The organism is Bacillus thuringiensis (genome assembly GCF_001595725.1).
Lineage (GTDB): Bacteria > Bacillota > Bacilli > Bacillales > Bacillaceae_G > Bacillus_A > Bacillus_A thuringiensis_K.
The window spans coordinates 2,531,344-2,549,942 of sequence record NZ_CP014282.1 but is presented as its reverse complement, the minus strand read 5'-3'; the positions used below and the strand labels follow the sequence as shown (position 1 = coordinate 2,549,942).

The following is an 18,599-nucleotide window of genomic DNA, read 5'->3' as shown; positions in this document are numbered from 1 at the left end:
CTACTTTTCAATTTTTAAATGTGTATGTTTCTTATTGGATTTCGCCAAACCAATTGTAAGTGGCAATCCAAGTACTAAGAAAACGATGACATCGGAAATTGTTGCGCCTAATACTTGTATAACAATTTTGTCAAATGGTTCTCCCATCACAATAATATCGAATGCCCCAGCAAATATAATAGCAATGACAATACCAACTAGCCCAGTAATTGCTAAATAAGAAATATCCCCCTTGTTAAACGACCCGTTTTTCACACTAAAACCAACTCTTCTTTGAATAAGCCCCATTGAAAAACCAATAATTCCTGAACTAATAACCCAGCCCCACCAAATCCCCCATCCAGCAATCGTATCTGTTACGGTATGACCGATAAGTCCGATTAACAGTCCTGCCACTGGACCAAATAATGCTCCAAAAACAGTTAATATAGCTAATGCTGGTTTAATAAATGTATTCGGTGCAATAGAAAATCCCCAAAGCCCTAATATCCCGTATAATGCTGCTCCAATACCGATTGCTACTACTAACTTTGTTGATAATTTGTTCATGACAATTCCCCTCTCATATTAGTCAACTTTTATTACTCTATATTTAATTTAAAAATGAATTATGCATCGACACTCCCTTTCTATACAACAAAAAAATGACCTCTTACATAAGAGGTCATTTTCTGTCACGTTCAAGAATCCTCTTATCTTTCAAAAAACACATCGTGTCCTCTGCGGAATTAGCACCTTCCTATAAAATTGCATAGGGGTTGCTGAGGTTTCTTAGGGCCGTTCCCTCCACCTCTCTGGATAAGTATTAATTTGTAATTCGTATTATGGCACTAAAGAATGTAAATTTCAACACTTTTCTTACTATTTTTATTTTTTGTTAAATAGATCATTTAAATCATTGTATTCTTATCGGAATTATGAAATAATAAATTCAAAATCGTTTCGGGAGGAATGCATTATGAAAGTTATTGGTTTGATTGGAGGATTAAGTTGGGAATCTACATCTTTATACTATAAACATATTAATACACTTACACTCTCTCAATACGATCAAAATGCAAAGTTAGTTTTATATAGTATGGACTTTGGTGAAGTAACTACTTTATTACAAAACCATCAATATGAAGAAGTGAAAAATGAACTAGTTACAGTTGCAAAGAAAGTTGAAAAATCTGGGGCTGAATGTTTATTAATGTGTTCAAATACCGTACATCTATTTGCCGAGGAAGTAGAACAAGCAATATCTATCCCGCTTCTTCACATTGGTGATGTAAGTGCTAAAGAAATGGTAGAACAGAATATAAAACGTATCGGACTATTAGGAACAAAACAAACGATGGAGCAAGATTTCTATAAATCACGATTAGCGAAATATAACATTGAGACAATTATCCCAAATGACGAGGAAAGAACTTTTATCCACCATGTCATATTAGATGAATTAAGTAGAGGGATCATTTCAGAAACATCTAAAGAAAAGCTATTACAAATTACAAAATCATTAATTCAAAACGGCGCTGAAGGTATATTATTAGGCTGTACTGAAATACCTTTACTCATCTCCCAAAATGATCTCACTGTTCCCGTTTTTGATACTGCTTTTTTACATGCAAATACTGCTGTACAATTTGCTGGATAAGAATATACAAGCATAAAGGTGAGAACCTCTATGCTTGTATACAGTTACGACTATTTATCCCGCTATTTATGGGTAGTAAAATCCCTATCGATTAAAGTTTTACTTTATTTAAAAGAGATTCAATAACTGCAATTGCTTCTTTTGAACCACCACATTCTAAAAAGCTATCATTAAGTTTTCTTATACCATGTTTATACTTTTCATTTGAAAGAACATCTGTTACGGCCTCTTTTAAAGTGTGCACATTAACATGTTCTTTCAATAGTCTATGTGCCGCTTCAAGCTCAGTTAATCTTTGCGCTATCATTGGCTGGTCTTTATCATGCGGTATTATTACAAATGGGACATTATAATGAATGGCATCGTGTACGCTATTCATACCACCATGTGTAATAAAAACATCTGCTTCATTTAATATTTCTGATTGAGGTACGTATGGAGCAATTATAAAATTATCTGGTGCTTTCTTAATTTTAGAAATATCATTTCTATCACCAATTGCCATTACAACTATCCCATCAAAATCTGAAAAAGTATCAATACAAGTATTAAAGAATGGTTCGAGTCCTTCAAGCAGTGTTCCCATTGAAATATAAATAACTTTCTTTTCTTTAAGTGATTCCAATGGAAACTTTATATTTGTTTTACGCTTTGAAATACTCGGCCCAATAAAAATGTTATTTTCTTCGAATGATTCGCTATTAGGTTGGAAATAACGACTTGTGTATACGAGACAAACATCACCCTTATTATTCATAAATTGAAGATTATTGTTTGGTTTTACTCCAAATTCATGTTCCATCTGGTTTAATAATTTTTCAGAGATCTTCTCTGGTTGGAATGGTATATCTGCATTTGGATGAAAAGGTAATGTCTTCAAAAACTCTGAAGGAATTAAAAATATAGGTGAGGACACTACACCTGGAACTTTTAAATACTCCTTTACTAACTCTCCCGCACCAAATATATCATAAATTACGAAATCAAAATTTATGCTTTCACTTAATTGTTTCGTAATTTCTAATATATATAAAGAAGTTTGAACATGCACATGAAAGAAAGCATTTAACCCAGATGAGGTTTCAGCATCAATAGAAATCCCCTTTAATAGATCCGGATGAGTATGTACAGTAGCTCCTAAATCTTCAATTCTACCCTTAAAGTTTGCCGTTGTAATATAATGTACATTATCCCCTCGTTCAGTAAAGGCTTTTACTAAATTTAATGTAGGGTTTACATGTCCCTCTGCTGGAAAATTAACTACTAAAATATTTAGCACTTATTCCTCACTCCTTACATTTCACTATTTTAATTAAGCATACTGTTATTTGTACATGTAATCGTCCCTTAATAGTCCTAATGTGTTTGCAACATTATGTTGATAAATAATTTTCAGTCATCAACATAAAAAAAGGCATCTACCTATGTAGATGCCTAACCGTGATAAGGAGTGTTCTGTGAGGTTAGAACAAGCTTTTCTGCTTGTCCTATGCTATCAATATATGATTTATTTTACAAAACGTGAATCGTTAATAGAATTATTTTAGCTCATTAAAATAAAAAAAGAGTTATTAATAAATATAATCTCAATTATTATTATGATGTAGCTACCTATGTTCCTCCAATATTTTAGAATAAACAGCTTCATATATACCTCATTTCTAATCTATTCCCAGATAAAAACGCCTCTAGTTCACATGAATGCTAGAGACGTTTCGTCCATTTTAATTCTCTTTAGAGTCATCTGTTTTTGGCGCTTCACCAGTTAATCGCTTATTTTTCAAATCAAAATAAGCATCTAAAACTTCTTTTCCAATATCGGAGTTAATGCCTGATTTATCATTTTTAACCCACGGTACTACAACAGAAAATGCTACTTCTGGATCATCATATGGCGCATATCCAGCTAATGTTAAATTATAACATTCTCTACGGTCGCCTTTCTCATTTCGCCCAATATCATTTTCTCCACCATATACAGTTTGTGCGGTCCCTGTTTTACCAGCTGGTTTATATGGTGCTTTTTGGAACGCTCTTACTCCCGTTCCATCTCCTTCTTGAAATACTTTTCTAAATCCTTCTTTTACTTGATTAATATATTCTTGTTTCATATCAATTCTATTTAAAACAACGGGTTCTATTGATTGTACTACTTTACCAACCTCATCTTTTTGAACGGTTTGTTCTCTAATCTCTTGAACAATTTGTGGTTTCATTCGATACCCTCCATTTGCGATAGTGGAAATATATTGTGCAAGCTGAAGTGGTGTATACGTATCATATTGTCCAATAGAATAATCTAATAAGAAACCAGGCTGATTATCTTTTCTTCCAATTTGTCCTGCAGTTTCATTTGGTAAATCAATACCAGTTTGTACGCCTAGTCCAAATTGCCTGAAATAATACCTCATTTTATCAAAATATTCTTGTTTAATATCTAGTGAACTATTTTTCACATAATCCACGCCAGCAATTTTTAATGCTATATTAAACATATAAACGTTTGAAGAAACTTGTAACGCTCTTAGATCGTCTATATCACCAAAATTTTTCCAAGACTTCTTCTCCTTAGTTCCTTTAAACTTCATAGGTGCATCATAAAAATGTGTTCCAGGAGTTATTGCATTTGTTTCAAACCCTGTTAACACTGTCGCACCTTTAACCGTTGATCCAAGCTCATAAGAACTAGTCAGCGTGCCTAAAGCATAATCTTCTACTTCCATTTTCCCGTCTTTTTCTACAAGCTTTTTCCCAGCCATTGATAATACTTGGCCATTTTTTGGATTCATCATCACTACGAAAGCACGGTCTAACATTGATTCTGATCCTTTATATTGTTTTAATATTTTTTCTATACTCTCCTCTACTTTTTTTTGCAATTCCATATCTATTGTTAAAGTTAAATTTTTACCGCTTTTCCCTTCAGTAACAGTTTCCGTTCTAATAGTATTTCCTTGTTTATCAGCAATGCTTCTTACTTCTTTTTTTGTACCATGAAGTACATCTTCGTATTGCTGTTCTATATAACTTTTGCCGACCCTATCATTTCGGCTATAATCACGCACTAAATAATAATCTAATCTTTCACGTGGCAATCCTTCATCAGCATTTGAAACGTTACCAAGGACAGAACGGAATAACCCATCATTTACATAGATTCTCTCCCAATCAACTGATGCATCTACCCCTGGAAGGTTCGCTAAATTTTCACTAATCACCGCATATTCCTGTTCACTAACGTTCTTTTTAATAATTTGAGGTGCCATTTGAAAACCTGAGTTCATTTTGCTTTTAATAGCTAACACTTCTATATCTTTAGCCGTTAATTCTTGAAGATTTTTATCTGTAACGCGCTTCCTTTTTAAATCTTCTATTTTTTTCTCTAGCTCTTTTCCGGTAATATCCTTATCTCGGAACTTATCTATTTCTTTTTTTGATACTAAGTCTTGAGTAAGTTCTGGATTTAATTGCATCCAAAAGTCTTTCTTATCAGTCTCCGTTAACTTATCTATATCTTCTTGTGGCATTTCAATAATATCTGCAAGTTGTCTTGCTGATTTTAATATTTCTTCTTGTTTTACACCTTTCACCTTTGTATATGTAATTGTACGTAAAGACTTATTATCAACTACTGGATTTCCTTCACGATCAAATATTTTCCCACGTGGTACAGAAAGACCCACGGTTGTATTTTCTCTCTTCTCTACTTCATTTTTATATGTTTCTCCATCAAAAATTTGTACTTTCCCTAACTGAATAATAATGCCAGAAAATAATAAAAATACACAAAGGAATAAAATATTTAACCGGAGAGGTACTACTCTCCCACTTTTCTTCTCTTGCTTTTTCACCTTGTCATAATCTCCTCCTTACAATATTCCAAATAATAATCACATTTCTATATTAAAAGTAATGTACAATTTCTATACATTGCTTTGTACAAATATTAATATAATGTTTAAAACTTAATAGAAATTAAAACAAAGGTAAAGAAAAGGTAAAGTTTACTAAATTAAATATAAAAAATACCCAATAACAAAAAGCTTAGTTTTCACTAATCGCTTTGTTATTGGGTATTAATTCATTTAAGAATTACTACTAGTGGGTATCGTTATACATTTGTCGTCACAATTAGAAAGAGATTGTTTACTTAGTACTTTCGGTAAGTGAATAGTTACTGTTGTCCCGACACCAACCTCGCTCATGATACTAATTGTCCCTTGATGACTTTCAATAATTTTATAACTTAACATTAATCCAATACCAGTCCCTTTTTCTTTCGTACTATAAAAAGGTTCACCTAATCTCTTAATTCTTTCTTCAGGTATTCCTATTCCTTCATCTATTACATGAATGATGACACCATCATCATTTATTTCTTTTATGTGAATTGAAATTTCCCCACCATTTGGCATAGCTTCGATTGAATTTTGCAAAATATTAATAAATACTTGTTTCAATTGATTTTCTGAGCATTCAATAATTATATCTTTGTCATCCGTAAATAGTTCAACTTGAATATTTGTCATAATTGCTTTTGTATTCATTAACGATACGACATTTTTAAAAATTTGATAAATATTTTTCTTTTCTGTATTTATCTCATCTGTTTTAGCAATTGATAGAAATTCTTGTAGGATTGCTTCTATCCTTTCAATTTCAGAAAGCATAAGATCAAAATATCTTTCTTGATCTTCTTTATTAATTTGGAATAACTGTATAAAACCTTTAATTACAGTTAAAGGATTTCTTACTTCATGAGCCACGCCAGCTGCTAATTGACCAATTGCTGCAAGTGTATCTGATTTGTTTAACAATTCTTCTGTCTTTTTTCGCTCTGTAATGTCGCGTACAATAATCATAATTTTATCATGTAATAATGGTAAGCACCTCGCTTCAAAGAAATCAATACTTCCATTAAGTGTGAGTGGATATTCTACAATTACATTCGTTCCTTTTTCCTTCACTTGATTAATGGCTTCCTGAAACTGCTGTGCTACTGAAGATGGTAATACTTCGTAAAACTTTTTTCCCATAAAAGCTTCTGCGGGTACGTAAAACTTTGTAGGAGATCCTGCCTTGTAATCTATAATTGTACCATCATCTTCTGTTAAGAAACATAAATCCGGTAAAGCTTTAAAAATTAATTCCAGTTCAGATGTTTGTTGTTTTAACTGCTCTTCTATCGCTTTTAAATGGGTAATATCTACACCAACAGCCCAATAACTATATCCTGTTACAGGAAACTGTTCTGATATATTCGACCACATTATTGTTTTGATTTCACCATTTTTACATGTTAAGTGCATTTCCCAATCTCTGAAATTTTTTCCACAAGTTAAAAATTTCTTTTGTATTTGATGGCGATAATTATGATTAGGATACAATATTTGCAGTGCATTGGGATTTCCAATTATTTCTTCAGCGGTATAACCGGTTACAATTTCACATTCTCGATTCCACAAAACAAAATCTCCATTATAATCAAGCGCATCGACCATAACAGGCATGTTTTGTAAAATCGTATGTAGTTCCTCCTCTTTCCGAGAAAGCAACGTTGTATTTTTACTTTGAAATATTTTTATTGCACCATCTAAAATTAAATTCGAGAGCATTTCAAAGTATTTTTGACAACTGAAAATTTCACTTTTTTTGGACCATACAACAAAAGATCCTAAATGTTGATTGTATAAGAAAATGGGGATTTCAATCTTTGGAAGTTTACTCTTTTTTATCTCATTCATTCCGAATGAAAAAACACACTCTTTTTCAGCATCAAGAAGTTGATGTGATATGTTAGTTAATTTATAAAATTGTTCTGCCATGGTTTCTATTGTACTCACATCAATAAGTTCCATTAGCCGCGAATTCATTCCTTTTTCACCTCAATATGTAAAATTAATACAAATGTAAAATTCATACTTCTCCATTATACGAAGAAAGCTAGTGTAGGTATATAGCTGTAGAATAATTATTCGAACAAATTTTATTTTTCAATTAAAATAAGAAAAGAATATATATACTGAATATACCTTTAATTAGTATATATTTCGTTGATTCCTCACTTATTGTCTAGGTAACTTGAATTCATCCTTATATTCACTGAATTTTCACTTGAGAGTCATACGTGTCACTAATAGCGGTATAAACATGCAATAAATATAAAGTTCATAAAATATTCACAATTTTTATGAAAAATATAAACATTTATTCCAATATATTCTATATAATAAAATGTAATAAGGCTTCTATGAATCTCATAGAATACCTTACCCCTAATAAAAAGAAAAAAGAATCCATTTGGATTCTTTTTTCTTTTTTAATTACATTACATATTTATATAAAGCATGTGCCACACCATGTTCTTCATTTGATAACGTTTCGTATTTGCACATTGCTTTTATTTCTTCAACTGCATTCCCCATTGCAATTGATATGTTTGCTTTTTCCATCATAGAAACATCGTTTAGCCCATCACCTATCGCTACAGTGTTTTCAACCGAAATATTAAGATGTTCTGCTAAAGTATATAATCCATTCCCTTTTTGAGCATCTCGATGATTAATCTCTAAATTGTGCCAATATGAAGATGTAATTGCTAAATCTGTATTATGAAGAAATGTTTCTTTTAGTTTTTTTAATTTCTCAATATCATAAGAAAATGGTAATAGTTTATGCACATATATATCTGTTTCTACAATTGGTTTACAACTTTCCGCACTATGAAACGCTGTATGCTCAAGATATAATGCTGCGATTGTTTCTAACTCTTTCAAGTCGAAATTTTCTTTTGAATTCTTCACATACTCAATTTCATTACGTACACTCTCTACTCCATAATCCGGCACATACACACCTTTATCAGTATAAAGCTGATAATATAAACCATTCTCTTCAAGATATTCTACAATTTCAAGTGCCTGCATATTTTGAATTGGATATCTCTTCATCATTTTTTTATCTTTATATATAAGGGCGCCATTTTCCGCAATGATTGGACACTCTAAATCAACTTCTAACAATAATCGCTCAATGTCAACAATAGAACGTCCTGTACAAATTGCTACAACATGACCAGCTTCTTGACATGTTCGAATTGCTTCTGCATTTTCTTTACTTATCATTTTATTCCCCGAAAGAAGAGTTCCATCTAAATCAATTGCGATTAATTTCATTATTTCTTCACCACTTTCTATAAATACACGAGTTTTAATTAATTATTAGGTATCGTTTTCATACAACCCTCGTGAGGTACTTCTTATTTATAATTTATGAAAAGCGTTTCAGGTCAAGAAATAATTAAAAATAAAATCCAAAGCTTTTCTTTTTAAAAAAGCTTCGGATTTTAAACTATGAATTATAACTAATGTATTTTGTCTCACACATGTACACATTTTTTTCTTCAGTTGGGATATATACTTTAAACTTTTCTAACCGTTTTCCATAGACATGAATCGTAATAACGCTTTCATTTTTGCTGATTTCAAGAATATGACAATCCGCTGGTGGAATTACTTTATCAGTTTCTCCTTCTCCCAAATAAAGATTTCCTGTATGTGTTAAATAAACAAGTGAATTTCCAAGTTGTTTCGTTTGTATAAAGTTCTGCACCATTATCCTTCCTGAAAATACGCCTTCTACTCCCCATGTGCCGTCATGATCATGTAAAGGTGTAGATTGTCCATCTTTCCATACGAGAGCTAGTACTTCAAAACGTTTGAGCGGATCTTCATACAATAAATGTCGTGCATATTGAGTCAAATTGGCCTTCTGTTTATCTAACGGAAGCCATGTTTTCTTTTCTAAAAGTTCTTCTAATAATTTTTCAATGCCACACACTATTTCTTCTTCAAATAAACTGTTTTCCATAAGATCTGTAACACCTTTAATAAACTTTTGAAATGATTTACTTCCATTACAAGTCAACATAAGAATCCTCCTCTACGCTTTATATAATTCCATATTAAGGTAATTTCCGAAAACTCACAATTGAGAAACAAAAAACAAGATGCAAATGTATGCACCTTGTTATGATTTTTATTTGGCTTTCAATCGAATAGGTAAGTATTTTAATGTTTGTTCATTTTCTAATATACATGTTTCTAAACAGAAAGATGGAGATAGCTCTATTTTTTCAAAAGCATTTATAAAGGTAGTTAATGCAATCTCAGCTTCTAAACGTGCAAGTGGTGCTCCTAAGCAAAAGTGAGGACCTTTCCCAAAGGTTAAATGTTTTTCATTTCCTGTTCGATGTACATTAAATTGAGAGGCTTGTGAAAATTTTTTCTCATCTAAATTCGCTGCACTAACCCACGCAACAATCATCTGATCCTTTTTCATTAAAGGACCAAATATATTTGTATCCTCTGTAATCCTCCGGGCCAATGTAACAGGAAAGCGATAGCGTAATACTTCCTCAATCGCTTTTGAAATTAAGTTAGGTTCTTTTCTTAACTCTTCATAAATTCCAGGTGAATCTACTAAAAAGCAATAAAAGCTATTAATAATTAAATTTGTAGTGGTTTCATTCCCAGCCGCTAGTAAACCTAATGAAAAGGTTACAATTTCCTCATCGGTTAATCTTTCGCCTTCATATTCAGCTCGAATTAAATCAGATATGATATCATCGGTTAAATGATATCTCTTTTCCTGAACAATCGGTAGAAGGTATGCTTTGAATTCATTTAATGCTATCCCTTTCTCGGCATCCAGATCATTAAACTTTTCTTTACTATACGGCATAAATAAAATATCAGACCATTCTTTAATTTTTTTACGATCTGTTGTTGGGACTCCTAATAAATCAGAAATAACGGTAACAGGTAAAGGTGCAGCAAACTGTTCAACGATATTAACTTCACTACATTTTTCGATATGTTGTACAAGTTCATCTGCGATAGCCTGTATTCGAGGTTTCCACTGTCCTAAACTTCTTGGAGTAAATGCCTTAGAAACAATGGAACGTACATTGCGATGTTCTGGTGGATCTGTAGAGTTTATATTTATTCTAGTTTCTAAAGGAGGAATTGAGAATTGTCTGCGCTCCCTTCTACTTGAAAATAAGCGATAATCTGATAAAACACGATTTACATCATCGTATAAAAAAACATTCCATACATCCTGCTCTTCATCATAATGAACTGGGTGATTATCCCTCATCAAACGATACCATTCATATGGATTCCATAACTCTTCTTTTGTTTTCAGCTTTGAAATTTCATGAACTAAAATAACATTTTCAGGTGAAGCCATAGTTCTTTCCTCCCTTTTCTTTTACAATAAAAGTGATAGGTCGGCAGTTCAAAGTTGTATAAACTATCATATGTTATTTTAACATATACAAAAGGAGAGTTTTCATTAGAGAACTTGAGAAATATATAAGGGGGAGTTTTATGTACGTTGACATTTTACTGCTAGCAGAATTAACGACAGGACCAAAACATGGATATGAAATCAAAAAAAATGTTCAAAATCGTTTAGGTGAGAATTTTGAGTTAAATCACAACATGCTTTACCCTGCCCTTCGGCGCTTTGAAAATATGGGTGCTATAACAAAAAAAATACATAAACAAGTCGGAAAACCAAACCGAAATATGTACGATATAACAGAAACAGGAGAAGAAATTTTTTCTGAAATGTTACGAGAGTTTCCTGAAAAACTTGCGACAAACAATACAGAATTTCTAGTTCGTATTGCGCTATTTGAAAAACTTGACTATGAGGATAGAAAAGAGATTTTGACTGTACGTCAAAACGTACTACATAATCAGCTTACTGCTATTCAGACTCTAGATGTCACCTCATCTTTTATTACTGAAGTCATTGAATTTAGTAAATCACGAATTGAACATGAATTGAGTTGGATTACATCACTTATGAAAAAAATATGAAAAAATAACAAGAAAAGTTAAAAACAATGAATGAAAATGATATTTATTATCAATACTATGATTAATAAAAGGGCAACCACGATTTGGCTACCCTTAAAGAAATTACACTTCTGGATCAAATGTTTTGCAATCTGTTTCTTCCGTTGTAGATGCATGTTTACCTTTATGACTTACTACGTAAATTGCCTCTGCACTACATTTATTACCGTTTGCCCAAAATTTACAGTTGTTTACTTCACATAAAACGTCTTGTGCCATAGTATCACACCTCCTTGTTCTATTATCATTAACAAAATTCGGAGGTATGATACTATTTGTCATTCATTTTTTATTCCCTTTTTAGCTTTCTTAATGGTTCAATATCTCCTCGGACAATAGCATCAATATTTTCAGTTATTTTTTCAATGTCAAAATGCCACCATTGAATTTGCAATAATTCTTGGATTATTTCATTTGAAAATCTCTCTTTTATTTTATTTGCAGGGTTTCCACCAACAATTGTATATGGTGCAACGTCTCTAGTCACAACAGATTTAGCTGCAATGATTGCACCATCCCCTATTTTTATTCCGGGCATAATTGTTGTATCCATACCAATCCAAACGTCATTTCCTATAACTGTATCACCTTTATAAGGTAAATCAGACAAACTAGGTGTATACTTCTCCCACCCATTTCCAAATATATTAAATGGATATGCTGAAAATCCATCCATTCGATGATTCGCTCCGTTCATAATAAAGTTAATTCCAGATGCAATACTACAAAATTTTCCAATTGTAAGGCAATCCCCTAGAAATTCATAATGATGTAATACTCGATCTTCAAATGTTTCTCCATCTTTCGTATCATAATAAGAATAGTCACCAACAAGTATATTAGGTTTTGTTATTGTATTTTTTATAAATTGAACGTTTTGATTCCCTTCAATAGGGTATTTAACATTTGGATTAGGATTCATTTTGTACAGCACTTCCTTTACCACTTATTTCACTTTCCACCACTATTACTGGCTTTAAATTGTATATAGGTAAAATAAACAATAATCCAATTATAAAAAGTAAAGCCGTCCCTTCATACATCATACTTAATGAAAACATCTCTTTTAAAGAACCGGCAATACTCATCGTTACCACCATTGAACCAGTAAAAAGCGGACTTAAAATACCATTTACACGACCTATAAAATCAGTATCGCTATTTTGAATAATAAGCGTATTAATACCAATTTGGATACAAGGAAGAGCTAAACCACTAAAAAGCTGCGCTGTAAGTGTCACCCATAAATTTGTAGAATATCCTATAATGCCAATACCAATTGCTTGACCAAGCATACCGATAATTAACATCTTTTGCGGAGCAACGTTTTTCGCAAATACCATCGCTAATGCTCCGCCAACAATCATTCCTGCACCATTTACTGTTAATAGCCACTGTAAACTCTCTTTTGATAACCCTAACTGCTCAGTCACAATAAATATACCTAATGGCTGAATTAATCCTATACCTAGTCCTGCAGCCATAAAACAAAGCCCTAGCAAAGTTAATGCTTTTTTCTTTTTGACATACTTAATACCATCCTTCATCTCCTGCAACAGAGTGATATCTTTCTTTTCTACGTCGTTTTCAAGATCTTTTGGAAGAAATAACAATACAACTGCCGCAAGTAAAAACGAGATACCTGTTATGATGATTGAAATATAAATTCCAAAACTATGAAAGATAAATGTCCCTAGGATTGGTCCTAATACCATAAATATTGCAAATATCGTTTGATATATAGACATTGCTAATTGAATTTGTTCCGTTGATAAATGTTGTTTAAACAACTTCATTCCAGATGGTTGTGAAAACTGTGAAAGGATTGCAGAGATGAGTGTCACAAAAAACACAATTTTCCACGTTCCAAACATAAGCGTAATTAATACAGCGAATACTGAAATGGAACTTAACGTTTCACACCATATCATTGTCTTCTTTGGCTTCCACCTATCAGCAAAAGTACCGCCAATAAATGAAAAAATAAAAATTGGAGCGAATTCAGCAACTGAAATCATCGAAATAGCAAAAGCATCACCTTTTGTCATTTCCATTACATATAGTAATACCGCAAAGTTTCGAACCCATATTCCTATTTGTAAAAATAATGCTGATGCTAAAATCCCTTGAACAAACCGATTTTTTAATACTTGTGATACCCCATTGTTTTGTTTCGTTACTACATTTGTCGACATAAAAAAGCCTCCTATTTCATGTTCTGAACAGGAGGCAGCACAAATCATATAAAAAGACTATATATTCGCAGAGCGAAATACATCCCTTTTCTATAAATGTACAGACTAACCCTATTCAGAAGAATATTTCGTTTTTTAACGAAGATCTCTTATAAATAGAATTAGTAGATCATCGGGATGTCTTCACCCTTCCGTTTCGAATTTAAATAATACATACATACTCTATGTAAATCATTTTCGATGTATGCATGTCTCCTTTTAACTATTCTAGAAAGTTAAAGGTAATTCCTCTAAAGAACGCATTAAATAGTTACCTTGCCATTTAATTTCTTCACGATTCCCTTTTATTTGTAGTTCAGGCATTCGATTAAACAAAGTAGTAATAGCAATCTTTGCTTCCAACCTAGCAAGTGGGGCGCCTAAGCAGAAATGACTACCATGACCAAAGGCAATATGACGATTATTTTCCCGAGTAATCTCGAATACTTCTGGGTTTTCAAATACAGTTTCATCACGGTTTGCAGAAGCTAAGGCAATGACAACCATATCTCCTTTTTCGATTGTTCGGTCGTGAATTTGAAATGGCTCCGCTGCCCATCTTGAAGTTGTAACCTCAACTGGAGAATAATATCGTAATCCTTCCTCAATAGCAGCATCAATTAATTTTGGGTTTTCTTTTAATAACTGTAATTGATTTGGATTTTCAAGAAGTGCTAATACCGTATTTGTAATTAAATTCACTGTCGTCTCGTGTCCTGCTACAATTAATAGCATTATCATTGAATATAGTTCCCGAGCGCTAAGTTTATGCCCTTCACTCTCTGCAAGTATTAAAGCACTCACCAAGTCTTCTTTTGGCTCTTTTCTTTTAATATCAACTAAATAATGAAGATATGTAATAAACTCAGATAGTTGCTTTTCAGTTTCTCTTATTTCTTCTGGTGTTTCTGGGTAAGCAATGACAGCATGAGACCAAATTCTAAATTTCGCTTGATCTTCTTTTGGAATACCGAGCATTTCACTTATTACAATGATAGGTAAAGGGAACGAATAATCATCAACAAGATTTAATGAACCCTTTCGCTCGACTTCATTTAACAAACCATCTGCAATATCCTGTATTCTTCCTTCCAATTGCGTGATCATCTTCGGTGTAAAAGCTTTTTGTACGAGTGATCGTAGACGATTATGGTTAGGTGGATCTGAATTTAACATATGAGTAGTTAAATAATCACTATTGTCAACCGTAAGAAACACATTCAATGCATCTTGAGGAAATATATTGGCTGGATCTTTTTTTAAGCGACTGTCTTTTAAAAGCGGCAAGGCATCTTCATATCTTGTGACAAGCCATTCCGCTCCTAGTTCAGTTTTATTCACAAATAAGATAGGTTGCATTTTTCTAGATTCTTTATAAATTTCATACGCATCTTCTTTAAATTGAGCTGAAGCTAAATTAATGCCATCCTCTATTTTTAGTCCAACTTTGTTTTTCATTGACATTGTATTCCCTCACTCTCATTTGTTTTTGAAAACCAACCCAACATATGCATTATACTCTAATAAAAACGTGAAAATTGTAAATTTTTAATCAAAATCTTACTTCGTATATTGAAAAATAAAAAAGTGAGAGAGTAAAATCGTTTCACTCTCTCACTTCTCTTTATGCGAAGCACATAAAATTACTAATTTGTTGATAGCGATAACTTACTTTACGACGACGACCACCTTGCCACGTGTAACCTGACACTCCATTTCTTCTCACTTCAGTCGGGAAGAACCATAAATCCCTTCCGAAAGGACCAGGACGATGTAAGCGTAAATAGCCCCATCTTCCTAGACAGTTACACATCCATGATTTCATATTACCTGGTTGTGCTGGAGAAGCAAATGTAGACGGTAACGACGGCGCTTGTGACGGTGGTGGTGACGTTGGAGCATCTTCCGCATCATCTGGTCTGTAATCTTCTTGTTCAATATCTCTCACTTCATTTGTAGGTTCATACCCGTAGTTTTGTGTATTGTAATACATCGCTTGATCATATGGATAATTTTGTTGATTATACATATTAACAAATCACCTTCTTTTCATTCATTACCTTTACCATTCATATGTGATATGCCCTCGCTGGGAAGCTTATGTATAGCCCAAATTCAACTTAAAAAGCTCGTATTATTAAAAATACGAGCCTTTCAAAAATAGAATGTGTTTATTATTTCCTTAACTTCACACTATAAAAACGCATTTCATCTAACGTACCTTCAAATTCAAATACTTCTTGTTTAATTAATTGTTTCAAGCGATATTCTAAGAAAGTATCTCCAACCAATTGTTCAACAAGACCAAGTGCTTCACCAATTACTCTAGGAGCTTTGAGGAACTCTCGATCAGCACCCACACTTTTCGCGCATTCAATTATAAATTGATCAAAATAATCTTCTTGTACAGAATGCACTTCATTTTCTTTCCACACTCTTAAACATTCTATGCTTTCCGATAATCTATCCCACTCATGTTCAAACTTCATTCGCTTCTCTTCAGTTAAATAAGGTAACTTTATAAAACTTTTTTGGAATAAAGCTAAACTTTCAGGTGGTAATTCTCCCGTTCCACGAATATCATACTCTTGTTTTAATATTTCTCTACTTGCTTCAGACGTATTAACAACTCGAATGTTTTTCTTATTCTTTAATTGTGCTATTACAAAACTTAGGCCTACATGTTCATGTGCATTATCAGCCTTCCAAATTGTAATAGGCGTTTCAACAGGAATAGTATGTAGTTCTTCTATAGTTGCTATAAATCTTGATAAATATTCTTCTTCAAAATAACTATCATAAGCAGTTAAATTATTTATTAACCACTTCTGTCTTGCTAGTTGCCCCTCATTCGTATGCAACTATATATCGGTCCAATTGAAAAGAATTCAGAAAAAGCAACAACACTCTCTTCATATAACTCTTCTTGGCTTAACATATATTTTAAGCAACCAGCCGTTGAATCATCAAAAGCAATATGTACGTGCGTACTTTCTATTACATTCCTTTTATAAGTAGGATTACTCGTTAATTGTTTCGGAATATCCATCAAATTTTTAATTGTATCTTCACTATAGTTTTCTTCTAATAAGTTTAACTGTATGAGAATACTTTGAAGTAAATCTTTAGCCTCATCTTCGTACATATCCCCTACAGCATTTTTAATTTTATCTATCACACAAATCCCTCTATTCATTTCAAAAATAACGTAGATTATAGTGTATCATTTTAGTATAGTTCTTTAAAGTCAAATTCACATTGCTACAGCAATCTGGATTTTCAACAAAAGCTCTCCTTATATTTTTGAATTGCTAAATATTTTTACTTTGAAAATCCTTGTATCTAAATGTATAATTATATAAAAACAAAAATATAGGAGCTATATTTATGGATAAAGTACTTACAAATTATAAACATTACTTAAAAAATTGGAGATTTATATTTATTTGCATACTACCTACTATTGCTTTATTCGTTACTTTCGATGTCATCTTTGAACTATTGTTTCATCAAAATTTCTACTTATCTAACTTAATTTCTGCTATCATATTATTTTTAATATTTATTAACATTAAAGATAAATTTAAAATTAAAGGCTAAAGAACAATATTTCAAAATAGCCTTTTATTATTGCATCCTACTATAAAATAAAGCTCGTAGTAGATTTTTATAAAAAATAAGAGCACCCTGCAATTGGATGCTCTTATGTGATTAGAGGTTTTTTCTGAGTATTAAGTAGGACACAAAGATCTTGTCCTACTACATAATATATGCTTATACTTATTATTTCGTGCATGTATTAAGCACCATGTTCAGGTACTTAATATATGCATAGTCATTACTAAAAAATCTACTCAAATATTCACTGTACAATTTCATATTTATAAATTAAAAAACATCCTCAATGGATGTTTTTTATCTAACGATTTTAAGCTTCCATAAACTTAGCCGGTACACCAATTTTTTCAACTACAGAAGATATATTAGTAGGATTAATCATTACATTTTCAATACATACTAATTTATTTTCTAATATCCCATTCTCTGTAGTAATAAGTTCTTCAAACCGATCTAAAGTCATTGAGAATTTGTGTTCACTTCCACCATTCATACTAACTTTTACATACTTCATAGTGTCACCGCCTTTCATAATAATTTACATTTCGACAAGAAGGCGCTTACATCCTTTTATTTACTCTTAGATTTCTCACGTTTACATGTATTTTGAGAAAAGAAACTACTATTATTTACTCACAAAGTTATTGCTAATAAGAAAGATAAAGATAACAATGCACAAAGTGGAATATATAAACAGGTATCCATTCTAGCAAAGTGCGTATTTTTTTGTCGTTTAAAGATACCAAAATAATTAAACTCACCAATTACTCTAATAGAAAAGATGATCATACAAATCTAGGAACCGACTTGAATAATAAAATTAGGAACTGCAAAATGAACAATTTTTGCTTGTTGCAACAAAATTATTGCTATCATACTTAATAATAATGCAATGAACATTGTCATTCCGGCGCGAGGTGTAAACGCCTTTTCCCCTGATTTAGTTGGAATAACACTATTTGTCCCCCAATTACCTCCGAAAGCCCAATATACATGTAAAAAGCTAACTAAGAATAATATACAAGCAGATATATATGTAATGATAAGCATTTTATCCTCCCCTTATTTTAGTTCCTATCTATAAAATATGCTATTCCTCTCCGCAATAGCAACTTTCATTTCATTACATAAAAAAACCGTAATGATTTATCAATATTAAGATAAGTCATTACGGGGTTA

Annotated in this window: 16 protein-coding genes, 2 pseudogenes and 1 riboswitch; of the genes and pseudogenes, 3 read left to right on the top strand and 15 right to left on the bottom strand. The window is 32.1% G+C overall.

Annotation, left to right across the window (positions count from 1 at the left end; all coding sequences use genetic code 11):
* Positions 1 to 549, bottom strand: coding sequence for an ECF-type riboflavin transporter substrate-binding protein (locus AXW78_RS12810; protein ID WP_001038213.1), 549 nt, complete (start codon positions 547 to 549; stop codon positions 1 to 3).
* 140 nt (positions 550 to 689) lie between these two features.
* Positions 690 to 805: riboswitch (SAM riboswitch) on the bottom strand.
* 153 nt (positions 806 to 958) lie between these two features.
* Between AXW78_RS12810 and AXW78_RS12805 the strand changes: the two genes are divergently transcribed.
* Positions 959 to 1,639, top strand: a complete 681-nt coding sequence (locus AXW78_RS12805) for an aspartate/glutamate racemase family protein (protein ID WP_000864394.1) — start codon at positions 959 to 961, stop codon at positions 1,637 to 1,639.
* Between the two features lie 91 nt (positions 1,640 to 1,730).
* On the opposite strand, the gene AXW78_RS12800 is transcribed toward AXW78_RS12805, so the two are convergent.
* The 6 genes from AXW78_RS12800 to AXW78_RS12775 all read right to left on the bottom strand — a co-directional run bounded on the left by AXW78_RS12800 (position 1,731) and on the right by AXW78_RS12775 (position 10,891).
* Entirely contained in the window at positions 1,731 to 2,918 is a 1,188-nt protein-coding gene (locus AXW78_RS12800) for a macrolide family glycosyltransferase (RefSeq protein WP_000932162.1), read from the bottom strand.
* A 445-nt stretch (positions 2,919 to 3,363) separates the two neighbouring features.
* The gene (locus AXW78_RS12795; protein WP_061884234.1) at positions 3,364 to 5,490 is read right to left on the bottom strand and encodes a peptidoglycan D,D-transpeptidase FtsI family protein; all 2,127 of its coding nucleotides are present in this window, start codon (positions 5,488 to 5,490) and stop codon (positions 3,364 to 3,366) included.
* A 234-nt stretch (positions 5,491 to 5,724) separates the two neighbouring features.
* Positions 5,725 to 7,512, bottom strand: a complete 1,788-nt coding sequence (locus tag AXW78_RS12790) for a PAS domain-containing sensor histidine kinase (RefSeq protein ID WP_061884233.1) — start codon at positions 7,510 to 7,512, stop codon at positions 5,725 to 5,727.
* 450 nt (positions 7,513 to 7,962) lie between these two features.
* Positions 7,963 to 8,814, bottom strand: a complete 852-nt coding sequence (locus tag AXW78_RS12785) for a Cof-type HAD-IIB family hydrolase (RefSeq protein WP_000766388.1) — start codon at positions 8,812 to 8,814, stop codon at positions 7,963 to 7,965.
* A 175-nt stretch (positions 8,815 to 8,989) separates the two neighbouring features.
* Entirely contained in the window at positions 8,990 to 9,568 is a 579-nt protein-coding gene (locus tag AXW78_RS12780) for a cysteine dioxygenase family protein (RefSeq protein ID WP_000954441.1), read from the bottom strand.
* A 108-nt stretch (positions 9,569 to 9,676) separates the two neighbouring features.
* The gene (locus tag AXW78_RS12775; RefSeq protein ID WP_061884232.1) at positions 9,677 to 10,891 is read right to left on the bottom strand and encodes a cytochrome P450; all 1,215 of its coding nucleotides are present in this window, start codon (positions 10,889 to 10,891) and stop codon (positions 9,677 to 9,679) included.
* A 140-nt stretch (positions 10,892 to 11,031) separates the two neighbouring features.
* On the opposite strand from AXW78_RS12775, the gene AXW78_RS12770 reads away from it, so the two are divergent.
* Complete coding sequence (locus tag AXW78_RS12770; protein ID WP_000289125.1) at positions 11,032 to 11,529, top strand: PadR family transcriptional regulator; 498 nt, start codon at positions 11,032 to 11,034, stop codon at positions 11,527 to 11,529.
* A 102-nt stretch (positions 11,530 to 11,631) separates the two neighbouring features.
* On the opposite strand, the gene AXW78_RS12765 is transcribed toward AXW78_RS12770, so the two are convergent.
* From AXW78_RS12765 to AXW78_RS12740, 6 genes and pseudogenes are all read right to left on the bottom strand, one after another.
* Positions 11,632 to 11,787, bottom strand: coding sequence for a DUF1540 domain-containing protein (locus AXW78_RS12765; protein ID WP_000046095.1), 156 nt, complete (start codon positions 11,785 to 11,787; stop codon positions 11,632 to 11,634).
* Between the two features lie 70 nt (positions 11,788 to 11,857).
* On the bottom strand, positions 11,858 to 12,490 hold the full coding sequence (locus AXW78_RS12760; RefSeq protein ID WP_001069256.1) for a Vat family streptogramin A O-acetyltransferase: 633 nt from the start codon (positions 12,488 to 12,490) through the stop codon (positions 11,858 to 11,860).
* Complete coding sequence (locus tag AXW78_RS12755) at positions 12,480 to 13,763, bottom strand: MFS transporter (protein ID WP_000106397.1); 1,284 nt, start codon at positions 13,761 to 13,763, stop codon at positions 12,480 to 12,482. The genes AXW78_RS12760 and AXW78_RS12755 overlap by 11 nt, the downstream gene beginning before the upstream one ends.
* 267 nt (positions 13,764 to 14,030) lie before the next feature.
* Positions 14,031 to 15,266 carry a cytochrome P450 gene (cypA, locus tag AXW78_RS12750; RefSeq protein WP_000062091.1) on the bottom strand — a complete coding sequence of 412 codons (1,236 nt, stop codon included), beginning with the start codon at positions 15,264 to 15,266 and terminating at the stop codon, positions 14,031 to 14,033.
* Positions 15,267 to 15,426: 160 nt separating this feature from the next.
* Positions 15,427 to 15,831: a hypothetical protein gene (locus AXW78_RS12745; RefSeq protein WP_000282694.1), complete on the bottom strand. Its 405-nt coding sequence runs from the start codon at positions 15,829 to 15,831 to the stop codon at positions 15,427 to 15,429.
* A 145-nt stretch (positions 15,832 to 15,976) separates the two neighbouring features.
* Positions 15,977 to 16,980: pseudogene (locus AXW78_RS12740) on the bottom strand (DUF1835 domain-containing protein).
* A 209-nt stretch (positions 16,981 to 17,189) separates the two neighbouring features.
* On the opposite strand from AXW78_RS12740, the gene AXW78_RS12735 reads away from it, so the two are divergent.
* Positions 17,190 to 17,402: a hypothetical protein gene (locus tag AXW78_RS12735; protein ID WP_000362071.1), complete on the top strand. Its 213-nt coding sequence runs from the start codon at positions 17,190 to 17,192 to the stop codon at positions 17,400 to 17,402.
* Between the two features lie 328 nt (positions 17,403 to 17,730).
* Here the strand turns inward: AXW78_RS12735 and AXW78_RS12730 are convergent, their stop codons facing one another.
* Complete coding sequence (locus AXW78_RS12730; protein WP_000878369.1) at positions 17,731 to 17,934, bottom strand: hypothetical protein; 204 nt, start codon at positions 17,932 to 17,934, stop codon at positions 17,731 to 17,733.
* Positions 17,935 to 18,053: 119 nt separating this feature from the next.
* Positions 18,054 to 18,470, bottom strand: a pseudogene (locus AXW78_RS34845) (DUF3995 domain-containing protein).
* Positions 18,471 to 18,599: the final 129 nt, after the last annotated feature.

Excerpts from the sequence above, each read along its gene's own strand:
- AXW78_RS12810 (WP_001038213.1), bottom strand. The coding sequence starts at position 549 with ATGAACAAATTATCAACAAAGTTAGTAGTAGCAATCGGTATTGGAGCA.
- AXW78_RS12805 (WP_000864394.1), top strand. The coding sequence starts at position 959 with ATGAAAGTTATTGGTTTGATTGGAGGATTAAGTTGGGAATCTACATCT.
- AXW78_RS12790 (WP_061884233.1), bottom strand. The coding sequence starts at position 7,512 with ATGAATTCGCGGCTAATGGAACTTATTGATGTGAGTACAATAGAAACC.
- AXW78_RS12785 (WP_000766388.1), bottom strand. The coding sequence starts at position 8,814 with ATGAAATTAATCGCAATTGATTTAGATGGAACTCTTCTTTCGGGGAAT.
- AXW78_RS12780 (WP_000954441.1), bottom strand. The coding sequence starts at position 9,568 with ATGTTGACTTGTAATGGAAGTAAATCATTTCAAAAGTTTATTAAAGGT.
- AXW78_RS12775 (WP_061884232.1), bottom strand. The coding sequence starts at position 10,891 with ATGGCTTCACCTGAAAATGTTATTTTAGTTCATGAAATTTCAAAGCTG.
- AXW78_RS12770 (WP_000289125.1), top strand. The coding sequence starts at position 11,032 with ATGTACGTTGACATTTTACTGCTAGCAGAATTAACGACAGGACCAAAA.
- AXW78_RS12765 (WP_000046095.1), bottom strand. The coding sequence starts at position 11,787 with ATGGCACAAGACGTTTTATGTGAAGTAAACAACTGTAAATTTTGGGCA.
- AXW78_RS12760 (WP_001069256.1), bottom strand. The coding sequence starts at position 12,490 with ATGAATCCTAATCCAAATGTTAAATACCCTATTGAAGGGAATCAAAAC.
- AXW78_RS12755 (WP_000106397.1), bottom strand. The coding sequence starts at position 13,763 with ATGTCGACAAATGTAGTAACGAAACAAAACAATGGGGTATCACAAGTA.
- cypA (WP_000062091.1), bottom strand. The coding sequence starts at position 15,266 with ATGTCAATGAAAAACAAAGTTGGACTAAAAATAGAGGATGGCATTAAT.
- AXW78_RS12745 (WP_000282694.1), bottom strand. The coding sequence starts at position 15,831 with ATGTATAATCAACAAAATTATCCATATGATCAAGCGATGTATTACAAT.
- AXW78_RS12735 (WP_000362071.1), top strand. The coding sequence starts at position 17,190 with ATGGATAAAGTACTTACAAATTATAAACATTACTTAAAAAATTGGAGA.
- AXW78_RS12730 (WP_000878369.1), bottom strand. The coding sequence starts at position 17,934 with ATGAAGTATGTAAAAGTTAGTATGAATGGTGGAAGTGAACACAAATTC.